General features: G+C 32.0%; 15 protein-coding genes. 12 read left to right on the forward strand and 3 right to left on the reverse strand.

The features are described from left to right. Positions 1 to 44 precede the first annotated feature (44 nt). The 6 genes from OZP06_RS13225 (at position 45) to OZP06_RS13250 (ending at position 9,668) form a co-directional block, all read left to right on the forward strand. The gene (locus tag OZP06_RS13225) at positions 45 to 3,446 is read left to right on the forward strand and encodes a hypothetical protein (protein WP_269222277.1); all 3,402 of its coding nucleotides are present in this window, start codon (positions 45 to 47) and stop codon (positions 3,444 to 3,446) included. A 1-nt stretch (position 3,447) separates the two neighbouring features. Continuing rightward, positions 3,448 to 4,722: a glycosyl hydrolase family 17 gene (locus tag OZP06_RS13230; protein WP_269222278.1), complete on the forward strand. Its 1,275-nt coding sequence runs from the start codon at positions 3,448 to 3,450 to the stop codon at positions 4,720 to 4,722. A gap of 334 nt (positions 4,723 to 5,056) precedes the next feature. Then, positions 5,057 to 6,484, forward strand: a complete 1,428-nt coding sequence (locus OZP06_RS13235) for an MFS transporter (protein ID WP_281323822.1) — start codon at positions 5,057 to 5,059, stop codon at positions 6,482 to 6,484. A 271-nt stretch (positions 6,485 to 6,755) separates the two neighbouring features. Further along, positions 6,756 to 8,318 carry a sugar porter family MFS transporter gene (locus OZP06_RS13240; protein ID WP_281323823.1) on the forward strand — a complete coding sequence of 521 codons (1,563 nt, stop codon included), beginning with the start codon at positions 6,756 to 6,758 and terminating at the stop codon, positions 8,316 to 8,318. A 570-nt stretch (positions 8,319 to 8,888) separates the two neighbouring features. Further along, positions 8,889 to 9,473 carry a sigma-70 family RNA polymerase sigma factor gene (locus tag OZP06_RS13245; RefSeq protein ID WP_269222280.1) on the forward strand — a complete coding sequence of 195 codons (585 nt, stop codon included), beginning with the start codon at positions 8,889 to 8,891 and terminating at the stop codon, positions 9,471 to 9,473. Between the two features lie 51 nt (positions 9,474 to 9,524). Next, entirely contained in the window at positions 9,525 to 9,668 is a 144-nt protein-coding gene (locus OZP06_RS13250) for a hypothetical protein (protein WP_269222281.1), read from the forward strand. 84 nt (positions 9,669 to 9,752) lie between these two features. Here the strand turns inward: OZP06_RS13250 and nth are convergent, their stop codons facing one another. From nth to folE, 3 genes are all read right to left on the reverse strand, one after another. Then, positions 9,753 to 10,403, reverse strand: coding sequence for an endonuclease III (nth, locus tag OZP06_RS13255; RefSeq protein WP_269222282.1), 651 nt, complete (start codon positions 10,401 to 10,403; stop codon positions 9,753 to 9,755). Between the two features lie 100 nt (positions 10,404 to 10,503). Beyond that, complete coding sequence (locus tag OZP06_RS13260; protein WP_269222283.1) at positions 10,504 to 10,824, reverse strand: hypothetical protein; 321 nt, start codon at positions 10,822 to 10,824, stop codon at positions 10,504 to 10,506. A 40-nt stretch (positions 10,825 to 10,864) separates the two neighbouring features. Then, complete coding sequence (folE, locus tag OZP06_RS13265) at positions 10,865 to 11,536, reverse strand: GTP cyclohydrolase I FolE (protein ID WP_269222284.1); 672 nt, start codon at positions 11,534 to 11,536, stop codon at positions 10,865 to 10,867. Positions 11,537 to 11,686: 150 nt separating this feature from the next. Between folE and OZP06_RS13270 the strand changes: the two genes are divergently transcribed. From OZP06_RS13270 to OZP06_RS13295, 6 genes are all read left to right on the forward strand, one after another. Next, a complete protein-coding gene (locus tag OZP06_RS13270; protein WP_281323824.1) occupies positions 11,687 to 12,385 on the forward strand; it encodes an ABC transporter ATP-binding protein in 699 nt (232 codons plus the stop codon). A gap of 65 nt (positions 12,386 to 12,450) precedes the next feature. Beyond that, entirely contained in the window at positions 12,451 to 13,215 is a 765-nt protein-coding gene (locus tag OZP06_RS13275; protein ID WP_281324518.1) for a TIGR02757 family protein, read from the forward strand. A gap of 433 nt (positions 13,216 to 13,648) precedes the next feature. Beyond that, positions 13,649 to 14,710 (forward strand): HEAT repeat domain-containing protein, encoded by a 1,062-nt coding sequence (locus OZP06_RS13280; RefSeq protein ID WP_281240203.1) that lies wholly within the window; start codon positions 13,649 to 13,651, stop codon positions 14,708 to 14,710. Beyond that, a complete protein-coding gene (locus OZP06_RS13285) occupies positions 14,710 to 16,131 on the forward strand; it encodes a glycosyltransferase family 2 protein (protein WP_281323825.1) in 1,422 nt (473 codons plus the stop codon). The genes OZP06_RS13280 and OZP06_RS13285 overlap by 1 nt, the downstream gene beginning before the upstream one ends. A 96-nt stretch (positions 16,132 to 16,227) precedes the next feature. Then, positions 16,228 to 17,445 (forward strand): YaiO family outer membrane beta-barrel protein, encoded by a 1,218-nt coding sequence (locus OZP06_RS13290; RefSeq protein WP_269222287.1) that lies wholly within the window; start codon positions 16,228 to 16,230, stop codon positions 17,443 to 17,445. A 238-nt stretch (positions 17,446 to 17,683) separates the two neighbouring features. Beyond that, complete coding sequence (locus OZP06_RS13295) at positions 17,684 to 19,903, forward strand: DUF4838 domain-containing protein (protein ID WP_269222288.1); 2,220 nt, start codon at positions 17,684 to 17,686, stop codon at positions 19,901 to 19,903. The last annotated feature ends 47 nt before the right edge of the window (positions 19,904 to 19,950 follow it).

The following is a 19,950-nucleotide window of genomic DNA, read 5'->3' on the forward strand; positions in this document are numbered from 1 at the left end:
GTAATTATAAAACACGAAATAAAAATATATAAAAGCATAAAAACATGAAGATAGTCGAATTAGAAGGAGAGAAATATTATAAAATCGAAAACCACGATACAATAAGACCTTTTTTTATGAGCATCGTGAGTGATTCCAATCATTGGTTGTTTATTTCAAGTAATGGTGGACTTACAGCAGGTAGAAAAAACGCAGATTTTGCTCTTTTTCCCTATTATACTGATGATAAAATAACCGAATTTGCTGATATTACTGGAAGTAAAACTATTTTTCAGGTTCTTCACGAAGGCAAAGTTTGGATGTGGGAACCCTTTACAGAACGCTTTAATGAAAACTACAATCTTACCCGAAATTTATACAAAAACTTCTATGGGAACAAAGTCATTTTCGAAGAGATTCATAACGATTTGCAACTGACTTTTAGATACCAATGGAGTTCTAGTAACCTTTTTGGATTTGTCAAAAAATCGGAGATCATAAACAACTCTTCTATTGATTATACTATTCGAGTATTAGACGGTATTCAAAATATACTACCACATGGAGTAGGCAGTGATTTACAAAATAGTACCAGTAATCTAGTTGATGCTTATAAAAGAAGCGAATTGAATGCCGAAAGTGGTTTAGGGATTTTTGCTCTGAGCGCCATTATCGTTGATAGAGCTGAGCCAAGTGAAGCACTAAAGGCTAATATTGTTTGGTCATTGGGAATGAACAATCCAACACATTTATTGTCTTCAAAACAACTTCCTGCTTTTAGAAAGTTGCAAAAAATCACTGGAGAAACGGACGTAAAAGGCGAAAAAGGAGCTTATTTTATTTCAAATGAGTTGTATTTGACCCATAACAGCTCTAAAGATTGGAAAATTATTGCCAATGTCAATCAAAATCAATCTCAAGTGATTCAGCTATGTGAGTCAATTAAACATGATAAAACGCTTGAACAACAACTTATTGATGATGTTGAATTAGGTAAACATAACCTGATTGCTTTGAATGCAGGGGCAGATGGTTTGCAATTTACGGCTGATAAATTAATCGATACGCGCCATTTCGCCAATACGCTTTTCAATATAATGCGTGGTGGTATTTTTGACGAAAATTATCAAATTGGTAAAAAAGATTTTGCACAATATTTAGCCAAAGCAAATGCTGAGGTGTTTGATAAAAATAAGGTGTTTTTAAATAATTTAAATAATGAGTTTTCTTCTATCGAACTTCTTCAATTGATTCAAAATCAAGAAGATGAAGATTTGATAAGACTTTGTACGGAATATTTACCATTAAAATTTAGCCGCAGACACGGAGATCCAAGCCGTCCTTGGAATAAATTTTCGATCAATACTCGTAGTGAAGTAGACGATTCTAAAATTTTGGATTACGAAGGAAACTGGAGAGATATTTTTCAAAACTGGGAAGCTTTAGCTTATGCATATCCCAATTTTATTGAAGGAATGATTTCTAAATTCTTGAATGCTTCGACATTTGATGGATATAACCCATACCGAGTAACAAAAGGCGGTTTTGATTGGGAAGCAATTGAACCCGATAATCCTTGGTCGTATATTGGCTATTGGGGGGATCACCAAATTATTTATTTATTGAAGTTTTTAGAGTTTATCGAAAAGTTCTATCCAGGAAAATTAAATTCTTATTTTGATAAAGATTGTTTTGTATATGCTGCTGTTCCTTACACCATAAAAGCGTATCAAGAGATCTTGAAAAATCCAAAAGATACTATAGAATACAATTATGCTTGGGAGAAAAAAATAAATGAACAAAGAGGAAAAATTGGTGCAGATGGTGCACTGATCGTAAATGCCAATAATGAAATTTATCATGTAAATTTTATCGAAAAAATTTTAGCAACTGTTTTGGCTAAGATGTCAAACTTTATCCCAGAAGGTGGAATTTGGATGAACACCCAAAGACCAGAGTGGAATGATGCTAATAATGCTTTGGTAGGAAATGGAGTTTCAATGGTTACACTTTGTTACTTGCGTAGGTTCTTGAAAACATTCGAAAATATTCTAGAAAAATCTGAACTAGAATATGTAAATATTTCAACCGAAATGGTTAGTTTTTATCAAAGTATTCGAGAGTGTTTGTTAGCAAATGAGAGTGTTCTTTTGGGTAAAATAGACGATAAAAAACGCAAGAAAATCCTAGATCAATTAGGCTTAGCCGCTTCAGAATATAGATTGAATATTTATAAAAATGGATTTTCAGACAAAAAAAGAACGTTGTCAATTGAAGGTTTAAAACAATTTTCTAAAGTGAGTTTAGCGTACATAGATCATTCGATTCAGGCCAATCAAAGGCCAGATAAATTGTATCACGCTTATAACTTAATGTCTATTGAAAATGATGGAGTAGTAGTTTCGAACCTGAGTGAAATGCTGGAAGGTCAGGTTGCTGTATTGAGTTCAGGATATTTAGATGCAAAAGCCTCATTAGAAATAATACATGCTTTAAGAAACAGTGCTTTGTATCGTCCAGATCAAAACAGTTATATTTTGTATCCAAACAAAGAATTACCAAAATTCTTAGAAAAAAATTGCATTCCTAAAGAAAGTGTAGAAAAATCTACTTTATTAACAACATTAATTGCAACTTCAAACAATGCAATTATCAATAGAGATGTAAAAGGAGATTATCATTTTAATGGAAATTTCCACAATGCAAATGACTTAAAAGAGGCTTTGGTTCAACTTGAAAATAACGAAGAATTTAAAGTTATGGCCAAAAATGAAGCAGATGAAATTCTTCAAATATTTGAAGATGTATTCAATCACAAAGCTTTTACGGGTAGATCCGGGACATTCTTTGGTTATGAGGGCTTAGGTTCTATTTACTGGCACATGGTTTCCAAACTTCATTTGGCAGTACAAGAAGTAGTTGAAAAAGCGCATACTGATCATGCTGATGATAACGTAATTCTAGCATTGTCCAAACATTATGCTGCAATTGGAGACGGTATTGGTGTGCATAAATCTCCTGAAGTATATGGTGCTTTCCCAACGGATCCTTACTCACATACTCCTTCGCATAGAGGTGCGCAACAACCCGGAATGACAGGACAAGTTAAAGAAGATGTTCTTACTCGAAAAGGTGAATTGGGTGTAAAAATAAAAAATGGTCAACTTTCATTTGAACCTACTTTCCTCAATGAAAATCAATTTTTGCAACAAGAGGAAATTGTGAGTTTTATAGATTTTGGTAACAAACCTTATTCAATAACTTTAGATAAAGGAAGTCTAGCGTTTACCGTTTGTCAAGTGCCAATTGTTTATAAAAAAGGAAATGCGAATCAAGTTGAAGTAAAATACAAAGATGGTAAAACCGAAACTGCTTCTACTTTGACTTTAAGTCATGAAAATAGTCAAAAAATATTCAATCGTACAGGCGAAATCATTCAAGTAACAGTTTGTCTTAACAATTTGTAAAATGAAAAAAATCAAAGCCATATTGGTCCTTTTTTTATTGGCTATTTTGTTTAGCAATTGCAAAAGTATGAATGCTGTTCCTACTGAAATGACGGCCGAGAAAATACTGGGGAATCCTAATTATCAAGCCATGTGCTACGGTGGCTATCGGGACAATACCAGGGATATTGAGCCTACCGTTTCGCAAATAACCGATGATTTAAAAATCCTTTCGGCTATGAATATCAAAGTGCTTCGAACTTATAATGTGCATCATACTGAAATCTCTAACTTGTTGAAAGCGATTAGAATTGTAAAGAAAGAGAATCCGAAATTTGAAATGTATGTAATGTTAGGAGCTTGGATTGATTGCAAAAATTCTTGGACATCAAATCCGCTTATCCGAAATGAAGACAGTGAACGCAACCCAATAGAAATTGCCGAAGCTGTAAAACTAGCAAATGAATACCCAGATATTGTTAAGATTATTTCTGTTGGAAATGAAGCAATGGTTAAATGGGCATGGGCTTATTATGTCGAACCAAGCATTATATTGAAATGGGTAAATTATTTGCAAGATTTAAAGAAACAGCAAAAATTAGACAAAAATGTTTGGATAACAAGTTCCGATAATTTTGCCTCTTGGGGTGGTGGAAGCAATGAATACCATGTTGAAGATTTGAATCAACTCATAAAAGCAGTTGATTATATTTCAATGCATTCCTATCCTATGCATGACACGCATTACAACCCTCAATTTTGGGGAGTTTTAGATGTCGAAGCACAGTTGTCTGAACGTGAAAAAATTAATGCAGCTATGATTCGAGCAAGAGATTATAGTATTGCTCAATACAATGGGGTTTTGAATTACATGAAATCATTAGGTGTAAATAAGCCCATTCACATTGGTGAAACAGGCTGGGCTACGGTATCTAATGAGTTTTATGGAGATTCAGGTTCTAGAGCAACAGACGAATACAAATCGGCAGTGTATTACAAACTCATGAGAGAATGGACGAATAAAGAGAAAATGTCTCTTTTTTATTTCGAAGCTTTTGATGAGCAGTGGAAAGATAAAAATACATTGGGTTCAGAAAATCATTTTGGATTAATCAATCTTCAAGGTCAGGCAAAATTTGCGCTTTGGGAAATGGTTGACAAAGGCATTTTTAATGGCTTAACCCGTGATGGAAAACCCATTACTAAAACATACAATGGTAAAGAAGAATCCTTGTGGTTGGATGTTAAAACGCCTTCTACAGTATTGAAAAAAATAACCAATACCGATAAATTTTAATTTATAAAAAAGCATACAAGTTAACTCGTTGGGTGTAATTCATAAAATTTTTATAAAACACATAGAAACATAGACTTTATTTTAAAAAAGAATATCAAAAAGAAATATATTTCTTTCACATAGATCACTATGTGTGTTTAAAATAAGTGAAACGCCTCTTTTTTGAGCTTAGAAAATCTATGTTTCTAAGTGTTTAAAATAATTGCACCCAACGGGTTACAAGTTATATTAATTGTAGAATGAAAACATTAAAAATAGCTATAAAATAAATTTACAAGTTCAAAAATAAATAAATTTTAAATACTCAAAATCAAATAACCCAAAATCTCTTACTATGGAAAGTGTTAATATAAATCCCCAAAAAATGGTTCCTATGGGGCAAAAAATCGCCTTTGGTTTAGGCATGTTAGCGAATCAAATGTTTCCTGCGGCTCTAGGTATTTTCATGGTTGTATTAGTGCAGGATTTAGGTTTTCCAGCTTGGATGTGGGGAATTTTGTTTTTCTTGCCTAGAATATTCGATGCTTTTATAGATCCAATAATGGGTTTTATATCAGACAATACTCGCTCTAAATGGGGTAGAAGACGTCATTATGTTTTTATTGGAGCTATTATTATGGGCGTTTCTTTTGTTGTAATGTGGCAATTGTATAGAGAAAATGGATTGGATTATAATTTTATCTTCTTCCTGTTGTGGTCGTTTGTTTTTTATTTGGGACTGTCGATTTTTAGTGTTCCTTATGTTGCTATGGGTTATGAAATGAGTGATGATTTTCATGAGCGTACCAATATTATGGCCATTTCACAATGGATTGGACAGTGGGCATGGGTAATTGCACCTTGGTTTTGGGTGGTTATGTATGATCCAAAATGGTTCCCTAATGCAGATACAGCCACTAGAACTTTAGCCGTTTGGGTAGGGGTTTCGTGTATGATATTGGCGATGATTCCAGCTATTTTTATTACAAGTAAATCAACCAAAAATGAAGAGAGTTTTGCACCACTAACGTTCAAAACTATTGGTGGTAGCCTTAAAGAAATTTTTATTAGTTTCAAAGAAGCCTTTATAAGTAAGCCCTTTAGAAAATTATGTATTGCTACTTTTTTGATTTTTAACGCTTTTAATACAGTAGCTGCCTTTTCGTTTTTTATTGTAGTGTATTATCTTTTTAATGGAAGTACGGAGGCTGCAGGTATTTGGCCTACCCTTTTTGGCTGTGTTGGAGCTTTGTCAACAACATTTTTAGTAATACCAATAGTAGCATGGATGTCTAGAAAAACAGGAAAAAAGAATGCTTTCTTAATTTGTCAAGGAATTTCTGTTTTGGGTTACATTTTACTTTGGTTTCTTTTTATTCCTGGTAAACCCTACATGTTTTTATTCGCATTGCCTTTCTTTTCCTTTGGTATTGGAAGTTTGTTTACACTGATGATGTCTATGACTGCAGATGTTTGCGATATGGATGAGTTGACCTCTGGCAAACGAAGAGAAGGAATCTTTGGCGCCATTTACTGGTGGATGGTAAAGTTTGGTTTTGCTATTGCGGGATTATTAACGGGAGTTATTATGTCTTTAGTTGGATTCAATACAGATGCGGCAACCCAAACTGAGGGAGCAATTACTGGTTTGAGACTTTTTTACTCAGGTATTCCAATTTTAGGCACTTTGATTGCTATGTGGATAATGAGAAATTATGACTTAACTGAAGAAAAAGCAAGAGATATTAAAAATGAATTAGCAACTAGAAAAGGAGAAATCTAGGATTTAAACTATTCAGTAATATATTGTCAATAACTCGTTGGGTGTAATTCATAAAAATTTTTATAAAACACATTGAAACATAGACTTTATTTTAAAAAAGAATATCAAAAAGAAATATATTTCTTTCTCATAGAGCATTATGTGTGTTTCAAATAAGTGAAACACCTCTTTTTTGAGCTTAGAAAATCTATGTGATTAAAATAATTGCACCCAACGGGGTATCACTAATAAATAAATGCAAAGAAGACCGTTTTATTAAATCATTACTACTATGCAAACAAAAAAAAGTTCTGTAACTCTAATCGCTCTTGTTGTTGCTATGGGTGGTTTTTTAATGGGATTTGATGCTTCTGTTATTTCTGGAGTAATAAAATTTATTGAACCCGAATTTCAACTTTCAAAAATTGAATTGGGATGGGCTGTAGCCTCTTTATCATTATCGGCTACAGCTGCTATGATGGTTGCCGGACCAATTAGCGACAAATTTGGTAGGATTGTAGTTTTAAAATATTCTGCCATACTCTATGTCTGTTCTGCACTGTTATCAGCCATTGCTCCGAGTTTTTTTATATTGGTTCTAGCAAGAATGTTAGCTGGGATCGGAGTCGGAATTTCTTTAATTATTGCCCCGATGTATATTGCCGAAATTGCTCCTGCAGAAAAGAGAGGTAGGCTGGTTTCTTTCAATCAACTGAATATTGTAATTGGACTTTCTGTAGCCTTTTTTACAAATTACCTTATAGTTCACTTAGGCAATTCAAATGCTTCATGGGTTGAAACGTTTAAAATTAGAGAATACAATTGGAGATGGATGTTGGGTATCGAATTTATTCCTGCAGTATTGTATTTTTTCTTATTGTTTTTGGTTCCTCAAAGTCCAAGATGGCTTATCTTGAAAGGCCGATTAAATGAGGCACTGGATATTATGAAAAGTGTTGGGGATGAAAAGGAAGCAGATAAATTAGTAGCCGAAATACAAGAAAGTATTTTATTGGATGCAATCCCAAAAGAAAAAATATCGATTAAAGAGTTATTTGACCCTTCTATGAAATTGGTTATGACTATAGGTATTGGTATTGCAATTTTACAACAAATTGTTGGGATCAATTGTGTGTTTTTCTATGCTCCAATGATATTTGAACAATCTGGGATAGGAACAGATGCCTCGTTTATACAAGCTATCTTGGTTGGAATTATAAATGTTATTTTTACTTTGGTTGCCATGTCATTAATAGATAAACTAGGCAGGAAACCTTTGCTAATTATAGGTGTTAGTGGTATAGCTTTAAGTATGTTTATTTTGTCTTATAGTTTTAATGCGGCAAATTATACGCTTACAACTGCGGCTATGGCTAAGCTACCCATTGAAATAAATAAAGATCAATTGTTGATTTTAAAAGATAAAACTTTTAACACGGATACTGAATTTAAAAAAGCGGTACGATCAACTATCGGAATTCAAGCTGCCAATAGGTATGAATCAGAAATCATATCAGCAGCGATTGAAATGAATGCTACCTTAATATTGTTTTGCATTTTAGGCTTTGTTGCTTCTTTTGCCATATCGCTGGGGCCAGTAATGTGGGTATTATTTTCAGAGCTTTTTCCAAATAGAATTCGGGGTATTGCTATTTCGCTAGTAGGTTTTGTCAATTCAGCTGTCAGTTTTCTAGTTCAACTTCTTTTTCCATGGGAATTGTCAAAATTAGGTACTACTTGGACTTTTCTACTTTTTGGACTTTTCGCTTTTTTTGGACTTTTCTTTATTTTGAAATTACTGCCTGAAACTAAAGGTAAATCATTAGAAGAATTAGAGGTTGTTTTAATGAGTTAAGCCGTTTTATTTCAGATTGAATTGCTCATTTTATGTTTGAAAAATAAGCAAATTAAATGATTGGAAAGATAAATTTTCTCAATACAAATTATTTCAATTGGTACTAAAAAGAGTTGTTGCTATAGATTTCATATTTAAAAAATTTTTAAGTTTTATGACTAATTAATTTGAGCTCCTCTTTGAAATCTGTTTTGTTTTTTTGGTTTCATTAAAAAATGAGATCAAAATTTGGTTGTTACTTAGATTAAATTATTCTTTTTTAATTGGTTTTGTAAGTTGTTTTTATTAAGCTAGTTAAAACATTGATTGTAGAGCGTTATTTTATTTTGAGTGAATTTTATTTCAAATAATTAAAAAGTAAGTTTTTGTTTAAAAAATTAACCGTTCTTATGTTTAATGTTTAAAGGAAATTAAAATTAAAATGATATTTGTCAACTTTTTTCTTGCTACTATTAATAATTATTTGTTAAATTTGAATAAAAATTATCTTAATTAACCAACCATAGCCTATAGTAAAAAATTACTTTTTTAGAAGATCCCCAAACTAACCAAATCTAAAAAGGAACGACTATGGCAAATTTACAAAAATCTGATGCTTTATTAGTAAACGATTATATAGCAGGCGACGAAAGTGCTTTATCTATATTAATCAAAAGACATGAATCTAAAATTTATGGTTTTATCTATTCTAAAATTGCAGATAGAGATGTATCTAATGATATCTTTCAAGATACTTTCATTAAAGTTATCAAAACTTTAAAAACCAATTCTTATAACGAAGAAGGTAAGTTTTTACCTTGGATCATGCGAATTGCTCATAATTTAATCATTGACTTTTATAGAAAATCAAAAAAAATGCCTCTTTTCAGAGAAACAGAAGAGTTTTCTATTTTTTCTATTATGTCTGATGATTCTTTAACTATTGAAAATCAAATTATTGCGGATCAGGTTGATGTTGATATTCGTAGGCTAATTGATGAACTTCCAATGGACCAAAAAGAAGTATTAATCATGCGTATGTATCAAGATATGAGTTTTAAAGAAATTTCAGAAACTACAGGCGTTAGCATCAATACAGCATTGGGCAGAATGCGTTATGCGATAATGAATTTGAGAAAAATAATTGAAAAACATCAAATAGTTTTAACAAATTGACAATAAATCAATATATCTTCCGTTATAATGTAAACTAAAATTTATATTAATATGGAAAAGAATTACTCTAAAACATTAAAAATTACTAAAAGGATGAAACCCGATAAGGAAGTGGTGTCTTTTTTATTAAACTATTCCAAAGCTTTGAAAGTTTTAAAAATAGAGGAAAAAGTTTTCGAAGTAATCGTTAATTAGGATGTATAACTGATACAACTTAGCATATAAATCAAAAATCAAAAATTCACTAATTTTATTAAAGATTAGTGAATTTTTTTTTCACTATTTGGTAAGAATTGCATTCAAAACTGATTTTCTTCCAATAGTTTTGGTGATAATATCTTTTTCTAAATCCCAACCTCTTGCTGGAGAATACTCTCTGCCATACCAAATAATTTGTAAATGTAAATCGTTCCATATTTCTTCTGGAAAAATACGTTTGGCATCTTTTTCGGTTTGGATTACATTTTTTCCATTGGTAAGATTCCAACGGTACATTAATCGATGAATATGGGTATCTACTGGAAATGCAGGTACACCAAAAGCTTGCGACATTACCACACTCGCAGTTTTATGCCCAACTGCTGGTAATTCTTCGAGATATTCAAAACTTTGCGGAACTTTTCCATTGTGTTTGTCAATCAAAATTTGAGATAATCCATGTATTCCTTTTGATTTCATAGGGGATAATCCACAAGGGCGAATGATTTCTTTAATCTCTTCTACAGACATTTTGATCATATCGTATGGATTATCTGCTTTTGCAAAGAGTAAAGGTGTGATTTGATTTACTCTTACATCGGTACATTGTGCCGATAGTAAAACCGCAATCAATAATGTATAAGGATCTTTATGATCCAGTGGTATTGTTATAGTGGGATATAATTCTTTTAAAGTTTTTATTACAAAAGATACCCGTTCCTGCTTCGTCATTTCATAAGATTTGATTGGTAAAGAAAAGCATTTTCATTGGCAAATACAAAAGCAAACTCAATTTCAATTTTATACTAATGGGTAATAACAGCGCCAGTGTTTAATATTTTTTATCGCTTATTATATTTTTGTTTCTTTTTATCCAATAGGTATACATCCAAGTTAGGGTAAATGAGGGAACGATATCTGTAAAAGGAAATATTTCTTCGACAAAAGTCAAAACTCCAGCTACTTTTCCAACTCTGCCTTCATACATTTTGGTCATCAAAAATCCTGCGAGTGGAGCCCATACGACGTCCGTAAAATCGCCAATAAGTGGGACCGTGAAAGATAACATTCCAATAGCATCGAACAAAATACCTAAAATTAATTTCTTGTTTTTGGCATTTTTATTTTCAATAATTTCGATTTTATTTTCCATATTCTAGATTAGCTTTGTATAAAAATACAAAGCTAATCGATTATTTCTCAGAATTAATCATATTGAAAAAATCATTTCGGTTTTCTTTTTCGTCAAAAATACCACCATATTGTATTGTTGAGGTATAGCTGGATTCATCTTTTATTCCTCTGCTTGAAACACACAAATGTTTGGCTTCCATCACTACAATCACATTTTCTGTTTCTAAAACTGTTTTGAGTTCATTGAAAATTTGCATAATCAATCGCTCTTGAACTTGTGGTCGTCTAGAATAATAATCTACGATCCTATTTAGTTTTGATAACCCAATAACTTTTCCGCTGGAAACATAACCGATATGTGCTTTCCCTACAATTGGCAAAAAATGATGTTCGCAAGTAGAATTAAAACTAATATTGGCTTCTACTAACATTTTGTCATAATTGTAACTATTATCAAAAACTGAAATTTTCGGTTTGTTTTTTGGATCTAAACCCGAGAAAATTTCCTGAATGAACATTTTTGCAACACGATGGGGAGTTCCTTTCAAACTGTCATCAGTCATATCCAATCCCATTTCTTCCATAATAATATGAAAATGCTTTTCAATAGTATTCATCTTTTGTTCGTCTGTTTTAACAAAAGCGTCTAGACGCAATGGCGTTTCAGCAGAAGTCATTTGATGATTATCCCCAATCAAATCGTAAATTTCTTTTTCTAATAGTATTGACATAATGCTATATTTTATTTTGTTTAACAAATCTACATATTAATTAAACAAAAATAACAACTTAACAATAATTTATAATTTATAAGGCCATAAAAAAATTCTATGAGAAGTATAATTAGTAAATACTTTGTTTCTTTGTAAAAACAGTTTGAAATGATACTTGCAAAAAATATCCATAAATATTATGATCAACTCGAAGTTTTAAAAGGAGTAGATCTTCACATCAAAAAAGGGGAAATTGTTTCTATTGTTGGAGCATCAGGCGCCGGTAAAACTACACTTTTACAAATTCTGGGGACTTTAGACAAACCAAGTGCTCCCATTTCTCCAAAAGGAGGAACTGAATTCGAAAAAGGCTCAGCTTCATTGAGCATAAATGGGGAAGATATTCTAAAAATGAGCGATAAATTATTGTCTAAATTCAGAAATTTAAATTTGGGTTTTATTTTTCAATTTCATCAATTGTTGCCGGAATTTACTGCTTTAGAAAATGTTTGTATCCCAGCTTTTATTGCTAATAAATCCAAAGCTGAAACCGAAAAAGAAGCCATAAAATTACTGGAATATTTAGGTTTATCCCATAGAATTCATCACAAACCAAATGAACTATCTGGCGGAGAACAACAACGTGTTGCTGTTGCAAGAGCTTTAATCAACAAACCAGATGTTATTTTTGCAGATGAACCTTCCGGAAATTTAGATACGCATTCTGCCGAAAATTTGCATCAATTATTTTTTCAGCTTCGTGATGAATTTGGACAGACTTTTGTGATTGTTACCCATAACGAAGAATTGGCCAATATGGCGGATCGAAAATTAGTTATGGTTGACGGGCAAATTAGCGGTCAGTAATCCAAGTACGATTTATTTTTGCCTATTAAAAGTTGGGTTTAATCATTTCTAAGTATTTTCAAATCATGACCGATTCTGAACTCAAATCATTTCTTGACGAGAAAGTTGTTTTGTACAACAATACCGATTTTATCGAGAGTGATCCCGTGCAAATTCCGCATTTATTTACTCAAAAGGAAGATGTCGAAATTGCTGGTTTCCTAAGCGCCACTATTTCTTGGGGTAATCGAAAAATGATTATCAAAAATGCCCACAAAATGATGGATTTGTTGGGCAACGCGCCTTATGATTTTGTAATGTCCCATCAAGAAACCGACTTAGAGCGATTGGATACTTTTGTACACAGAACCTTTAATGGACAAGATTTTATGGGGTTCATAAAAGGTTTGCAGCATATATATCAAAATCATGGCGGATTAGAACCTGTCTTTAGTCAAAATATAAAAAGTGACGATTTACAAAATAGTATCCATAAATTCAAACAGCTTTTTTTTGAAATTCAACATCTTAATAGAACCCAAAAGCATATTTCAGATCCTTTAAAGGGATCCGCTGCCAAGAGGATTAACATGTTCCTGCGATGGATGGTTCGCCAAGATAATAAAGGTGTCGATTTAGGCATTTGGAAATCCATTTCGCCAGCTCTTCTCTCTTGTCCATTAGATGTCCATTCTGGAAACGTAGCCCGAAAATTGGGATTGCTAACCCGGAAACAAAATGATGGCAAAGCTTTAGCCGAATTGGATTTAAATTTAAGAAGACTCGATCCAATTGATCCTGTTAAATATGATTTTGCTTTATTTGGATTAGGGGTTTTTGAGGGATTTTAGTAAATAAAATCAATTTCCGAGTTTTAAACTTTCAGTATGAATTGTTCGTTTTTTTTTGACTTATTTACTTTATAAACAACTAGAAGTTTAATAGTAGCAGAAGCGAATTCACCTCTTGCGAGTGGTTAGGGCTGTTTTTTTCTTTAAATTGGAATTATTTCATTTTCAAAATGTTGATTTCAAGTATTCACAGTAATAAAAATAAACAACAGGAAAGATGGAGTTCATTAGACTTAATATTGGTATTTAAGTAGGTAACTCAATTTGTTTTTATAAGCAAATTAACTCTTTTTAAGTATGTTATAAACCGTTTGGATTTATTTTATTCAGATATTTTAGAAAAATCATTATCTTTATCTAGATTCTTTTATATGAAAAAGAATACTATCCTGCATTTATTTATTAAAAAGTATTTAAAACGGAACACTTATTAATGGATGTATTAATTTATTATTTTATACTCATCATTTTACCTGTTTTAATTTGCGGGTTTTTTCTATTAATCATCATTTTAATCGGTAATAGATATAGATTCGATTTATTTAGACCAAAATTTGAAGCTACAAAAATCGAAATTGACAGTTTTCTTACCAATTTAATTTTTTCTCCCTTTGAGGAAACTTTTTTTAAATTAGAAATTGAACAATTCAAAAAAAGAATTCCTTTCCAGAAAAAATGGTGCAAAAAACTGTTACTTAATGAAATTATTTTTTTGAATTTGAATCTAAAGGGGGAAATAACGAATACCTTTCATTTCTTATACGAAGAATTTGAATTGTTTGATTATACCAAACGACTTCTAAAAAGCAATTACTTTTATTTAAAGTGTTTAGGAATGTACCAACTCGAAGCACTGGTTTATAAAAAAGGAATCTCTTATTTAACTCCGTTGTTAAATCACAAAAACAAAAGTGTAAAATCCAAAGCATTTTTAACTTTAATTTCTTTAAAACCGAATAAATTAGAAGATTTAATTGATTTTTCTCATCAAATTACCATTGCCGAAGAAATCAATATTTTAGATATTCTACATCATAAAAAAACAAAAATACCTGCAAATTTGCACCGATGGATTAATTCAGAGAATGTATCTATTGTTAAATTAGGAATAAAATTAATGGTGTTTTATAATTATACTAATGAGAATGAAACGATTGTAAAATTAGTAGAACATCCAAGTAAATCAGTGCGTTATGTTGCAATATCAGCCGTTAGATTTTTGTTTATTTTTGAAGCGGAACAAGTTTTGATAGAACAATTTCAAAAAGAAGACACGAAAAATAAGTTAGAAATTTTCAATACACTTTCTGAAATTGGAGGCAACGATTCCGAGAGTTTCATTGCCCAATTGTTGCTAAAAAAAACAGATGAAACTATAAAACTTGACGCCGTATATTCTCTCTATAAAATAAATCCCCATTTTTTTGAAAATCATTTTTTAGATAATAAAGAGATACAAAAAATGGCTAAACATGTAAAAATTCCAAACATATAATGATAAATGATATTCTAAATATATATACTAATTGTATAGGCATTTTTTCAATGGTTTATATTCTTTGGTATTGCATATTGGCAATATTGTCCTACTATGCCATAAAAACGTATTTAAACAACAAGTATTTTATCCCAAATAATGTTGTTTTAAAATCCAACTACTTGCCAGGTGTTTCTGTTGTTGCTCCCGCTTATAATGAAGGTCCCAATGTGGTTTATAATGTAAAATCATTACTCTCTCTGTCTTACCCAAAATACCAAGTTGTTTTAGTCAATGATGGGAGTACTGATGATACGCTGCAACAATTAATCGATGAATTTGAATTGGTGAAAGTTGATTTTTATTATCAGGAAAAAATTAAAACCCAACCGGTTAGAGGTCATTATAAATCCAAAAACCCACTCTATTCAAAATTGCTAGTGGTTGATAAAGAGAATGGAAAAAGCAAGGCAGATGCCTCAAATGCGGGAATAAATTCAACAAAATACCCTTTGTTTTTATGTACTGATGTGGATTGTATTTTGAAAAATGATACTATTATAAAATTGGCTAAACCATTTATTGAAGCTAAAAAAAGAGTCATAGCCACTGGAGCAGGAATCCGAATATCAAATTCCTGTGAAGTAAAAGAAGGCTTTTTAGTCAAAATCCATTTTCCAAAAGGATGGTATCCTAGATTTCAAGAACTCGAATATGTTCGCGCTTTCCTTTTTGGCCGAATGGCATGGAGTCAAATTAATGGTTTGTTATTGGTTTCTGGAGGATTGGGTATGTTTGACAAGGAAATTGCTGTAGCTGCAGGTGGCTATTGGCACAAATCATTAGGTGAGGATATGGAGTTAATTACGCGTATGAGAAAATACATGTATGACAATAAATTACCTTTTGCTATAAAATACATTCCAGAATCCTTATGTTGGACAGAAGTTCCTGCTACAAGAGAAGTTTTGATCAGACAACGTGTACGCTGGGCTCGTGGATTGATTCAAACGTTGTATATGCATAAAAATATTTTCTTTAATCCTAAATATGAAAAAACAGGGTTTTTGATATTTCCTTATTTCTTTTTCTTTGAGTTTTTAATTCCAATTCTTGAGGTAACAGGTGTAATAGTTTTGATTCTGGGGCTTTTTATTTTGGATGTAAATTATATCAATTTTTTTTATTTGTCGTTAGTCGTTTATTTATTTTATCTTATCGTAACATTTATCTCGATATTGTTAGATGATATTATTTATAAAAATTATGCCAATACCAAGGAAATTATTATTCTCATAGTAATGGCAATTATAGAACCATTTTGTTATCATCCTGTAAATGTGTATGCTTCGCTAAAAGGGTATTATCATTTTTTTAGACAAAAGGAGCAATCCTGGGGAAACATGCAAAGACAAGGTTTCAGTACTAAGAAAAATTAAAAAGTGAAAGGCAAATCCAAAATTTAAACACTTTAAATTGTTATGATAAATAGATACCACATAAAAATATTCTTTATTCTTTTCCTAGTTTTAGGAATGGCAAAAAATAATTTGGTTTGGTCTCAAAAAATTGATGTTGACAGTCTTTTGAATGTTGCCCTAAACGAAGTAAACAAGGACAAAAACTACGAATCAGCATTGAAAAACACCCATTTGGGAATGAAATTAGCTCCTGATTATTTGGATTTTCATTTGTTGACCGGCCGAATATATCAATTAACAAATGCCAAAGATAGTGCTAGATATTATTACAATTATATTATTGACAAAAAACCGGTGTATGAAGATGCTTTTACATATTTAATCAATATGGAAATCGAAGAAAAGAACTATGATGATGCCCAAATAATTGTTGATAAAGCCATTGTTTTTCATCCTGAAAATAAAGATTTTAGATACAAAAAACTTACAATTTATGAATTGCAAGACGACAAAGAAAAGAGAGAATTATATTTAAACGAAATGCAAGCAAAGTATCCCAATGATTCCTATTTCAAATTGCATTATTTTATAGGAGACAGCCGATTCAAGTCGGATCGCATTGGAGTAAACTATAACTATACTTTTTTTGATAGGTCAGGATATGGTCCTTGGAATTTTGCTAGTATGCAATACATCAAACAACGAAATTGGGGCTCAGCCATTGCTAGAATCAATTATTCCAATCGCAATGCAAATGGTAAAAGTGTAATCGACGGTATTCAATATGAAGCCGAAACGTACCTTTTTACAAGCAAAAGTAGCTACTCCTACATCAGCGCAGGCTATAGTAGTGACCCAATATTCCCAAAAGTAAGACTCGGTTATTCTTTCTTTCATGATTTTAAAAAAGGGTGGGAAGGCGATTTAGGAATTCGATATATTAACACCGAAGCGACGAATTTTACCACTGCAGTTTTCGGAATTGGTAAATATTTAGGCTCCTATTGGCTCAATTTAAGGTCTTATTTTCAATTTGATAACAGTTCGGTTTATCCAGCATTTACATTCACAAGCAGGTATTATTTCAACACCCGATTTGATTACCTAACCCTAATTGCAGGATACGGAACTTCGCCAGACGAAAGAACCACCATCGGACAAATACAAAATAGACTTTCGCTCGATTCCTTTCGGCTTGGAGGTGGTTATTATCGATTGATAAATGACCATTATGTAACAGGAATACAAGTGTCATTTAACAACCAAGAATATGCCCCTGGGGTAAAACAAATAGAAACCGAAATTGCATTGCTGCTTCAATATCAATTTTAAAAACAACACTTTAATGATGGCGTGACCCTCAGTCTCGTCCCAAAAGTCGAGACTGAGGGTCGGGCTTTCCGTTCCCGCTTTTTTTATTTTCAATTGCCACAGGTTTAGACCTGTAACAATTAAAAATAAAAAAGAGCTCCACTGCAATCCCTCACGCGAGCGACTGCAAACAAGAAAATAAGTGCTTTAAAACACTTTAAAGGCCAATATAATTTCAGTGAACTAATACATACATAAATTGCAAACTAAACTAATCTATCCAGCAATTATTCTTTTTTTATTCTTTTTTAACGGCAATATGATGGCACAAAACGCTCTAACTTTAGCAAATTCAAAAGGACAGGAAGTGATTATCCTTTCCACAAGTGATAGAACCAATAATGCTGCAACGCTTTTAAAAACCTTTTTAGATCAAGCATTTGAAAATCCATTTCGTATTGAATTTGGGAAAGAAATAAGGAATCAAAACGCCAAAATAATTCTTGAAATTGCAGATAATACAGTTGACGAAAATTCTTTTATAATCAAAAGCGATGAAAAAAATATCACTTTAATTGGTTCTAATGAAAAAACGGTACGATATGCTATTTATACTGTTTTAGAAACATGGGGATTTCGAAAATATACTGCAAAAGATAGCTTTATACCCAAACTAAAATATATCACATTTCCCAAAAATACGAGTCAAACCTACAAACCTTCTTTTGAATATAGAGCATTGTTTTACCCAGATTGTTATGATGAAGCTTTTAGAGATTGGCACAAACTGGATTGGCATATCAATGATTTCGGAATTTGGGGACATTCGTTCTATCAATTATTGAGTGCCAAAACTTATTTCAAATCCAATCCATCGTTTTTTGCACTTTACGAAGGACAAAGAAATAGCGAGTCGCTATGTATGACAAATGATACGGTTGTCGCTATTGTTGCCAAAAAAATGGGCGAAATTATTGCCAAAAATCCCAATGCTAGCTTTTTCTCCATCAGCCAAAATGATGATGTAGTTTATTGCGAATGTAGCAATTGCAAAGCTTTTAATGATAAACACGGAGGTCCACAAGGTTCTTTTTATTATTTCCTGAACAAAATAGCAAAGCAATTTCCTAAAACCAAAATTACTACATTAGCTTACCTGCATACGTACCGTGCTCCCGAAAACCTAAAAATCGAGTCCAATATTTATACCCTTTTTTGCCCGATTGAAATGAATAGGGGTAAAGCCATTGTTGAATCCCCAAACAACAAAAACTTTCTAAATATCCTAAACAATTGGAGTGCAACGGCACCACATTTGTATTTGTGGGATTATACGGTAGAATTCACCAATTACCTTTCTCCGTTTCCCAATTTGCATACCTTTTCAAAAAATTTTAAACTGTATGAACAAAATAAGGTAAAAGGACTTTTTGTACAAGGATATGCTGATGTTCCAGGGGATTTATATGAGTTAAGGCAGTATCTTTTGGCTAAAATAATTTGGAACACAAAAATGGATGTTGAAGCAGTTACCAATGATTTTCTAAAAGGTTTTTATGGGAATGCAGCTCCTTTTGTTAAAAAATATATTGATTTACTTACTCAAAATCAGGAGAATATGGATCGTTATTTGGATATTTATTCAGATCCAATTCAAAGTAGGAGCACCTTTCTTACGCCCGAAGCTATGGATCAATACGATCAAATCATAAGTCAAGCCGAAAATGCCGTTCATGATGATGCTGTATTGGCAAAAAAAGTTTTAAAATTGAGGCTCGCTTTGGAGTATGTTTATTTTGAGCAATCCAAATTTTATGGCAAAGACAAGCACGGAATGTTTGCTGGAAAAAACAAGGAAGATCAAGGTAAGAAATTAAGAGAACGGGTTTTGAATTTTACAAAAACGTGTAATGAATTTGGTATATACGAACTCAGTGAAGGAGGACTTTCACCCGACCAATATTATGAAGAATGGCTGGCGATAGAAAAAAATGCTTGCAATCATTTAGGAGAAAATATGGAAATTCAATTTTTGACTCCTCCAGCCGATGGAAACAAAGGCAAAGGAACTTATGGATTGGTAGACGGGGTTCGTGGATACAAAAACTACGCTATAAACTGGATTGGGTGGTATGGTACAAATCCCAAAGTTCAACTGAGCACCCATAAAATGAATTTTAATACCATTAGAATTAATACTTTAAATGATCAAAGGCATTGGATTTTTACTCCCCAAAAAATTAGCATCTACGGATTCAAAAAAGACAAGTGGGAACTTATTGTTCGATTAAAAAGTGATGAACTCACCGAAATTAGCGAAGTAACTATTAAAGAATGGGAATTCAAATCAGATACGTTTAACCAATGCAGTTCTCTGAAAATTGAAGTCGAAAACGTAAAAGAATTGCCGTATTGGAGAAAGCGAAAAAACAAAAAACCAATGGTAATGCTTGATGAAATTGAGCTTTATAACAAATAATCATTTCTGCTAAATCCTGTTAACTGAATAAGTAATTCTATTTACTT

The organism is Flavobacterium sp. IMCC34518 (assembly GCF_027111095.2).
In the GTDB taxonomy this organism is placed as follows: Bacteria; Bacteroidota; Bacteroidia; order Flavobacteriales; family Flavobacteriaceae; genus Flavobacterium; species Flavobacterium praedii.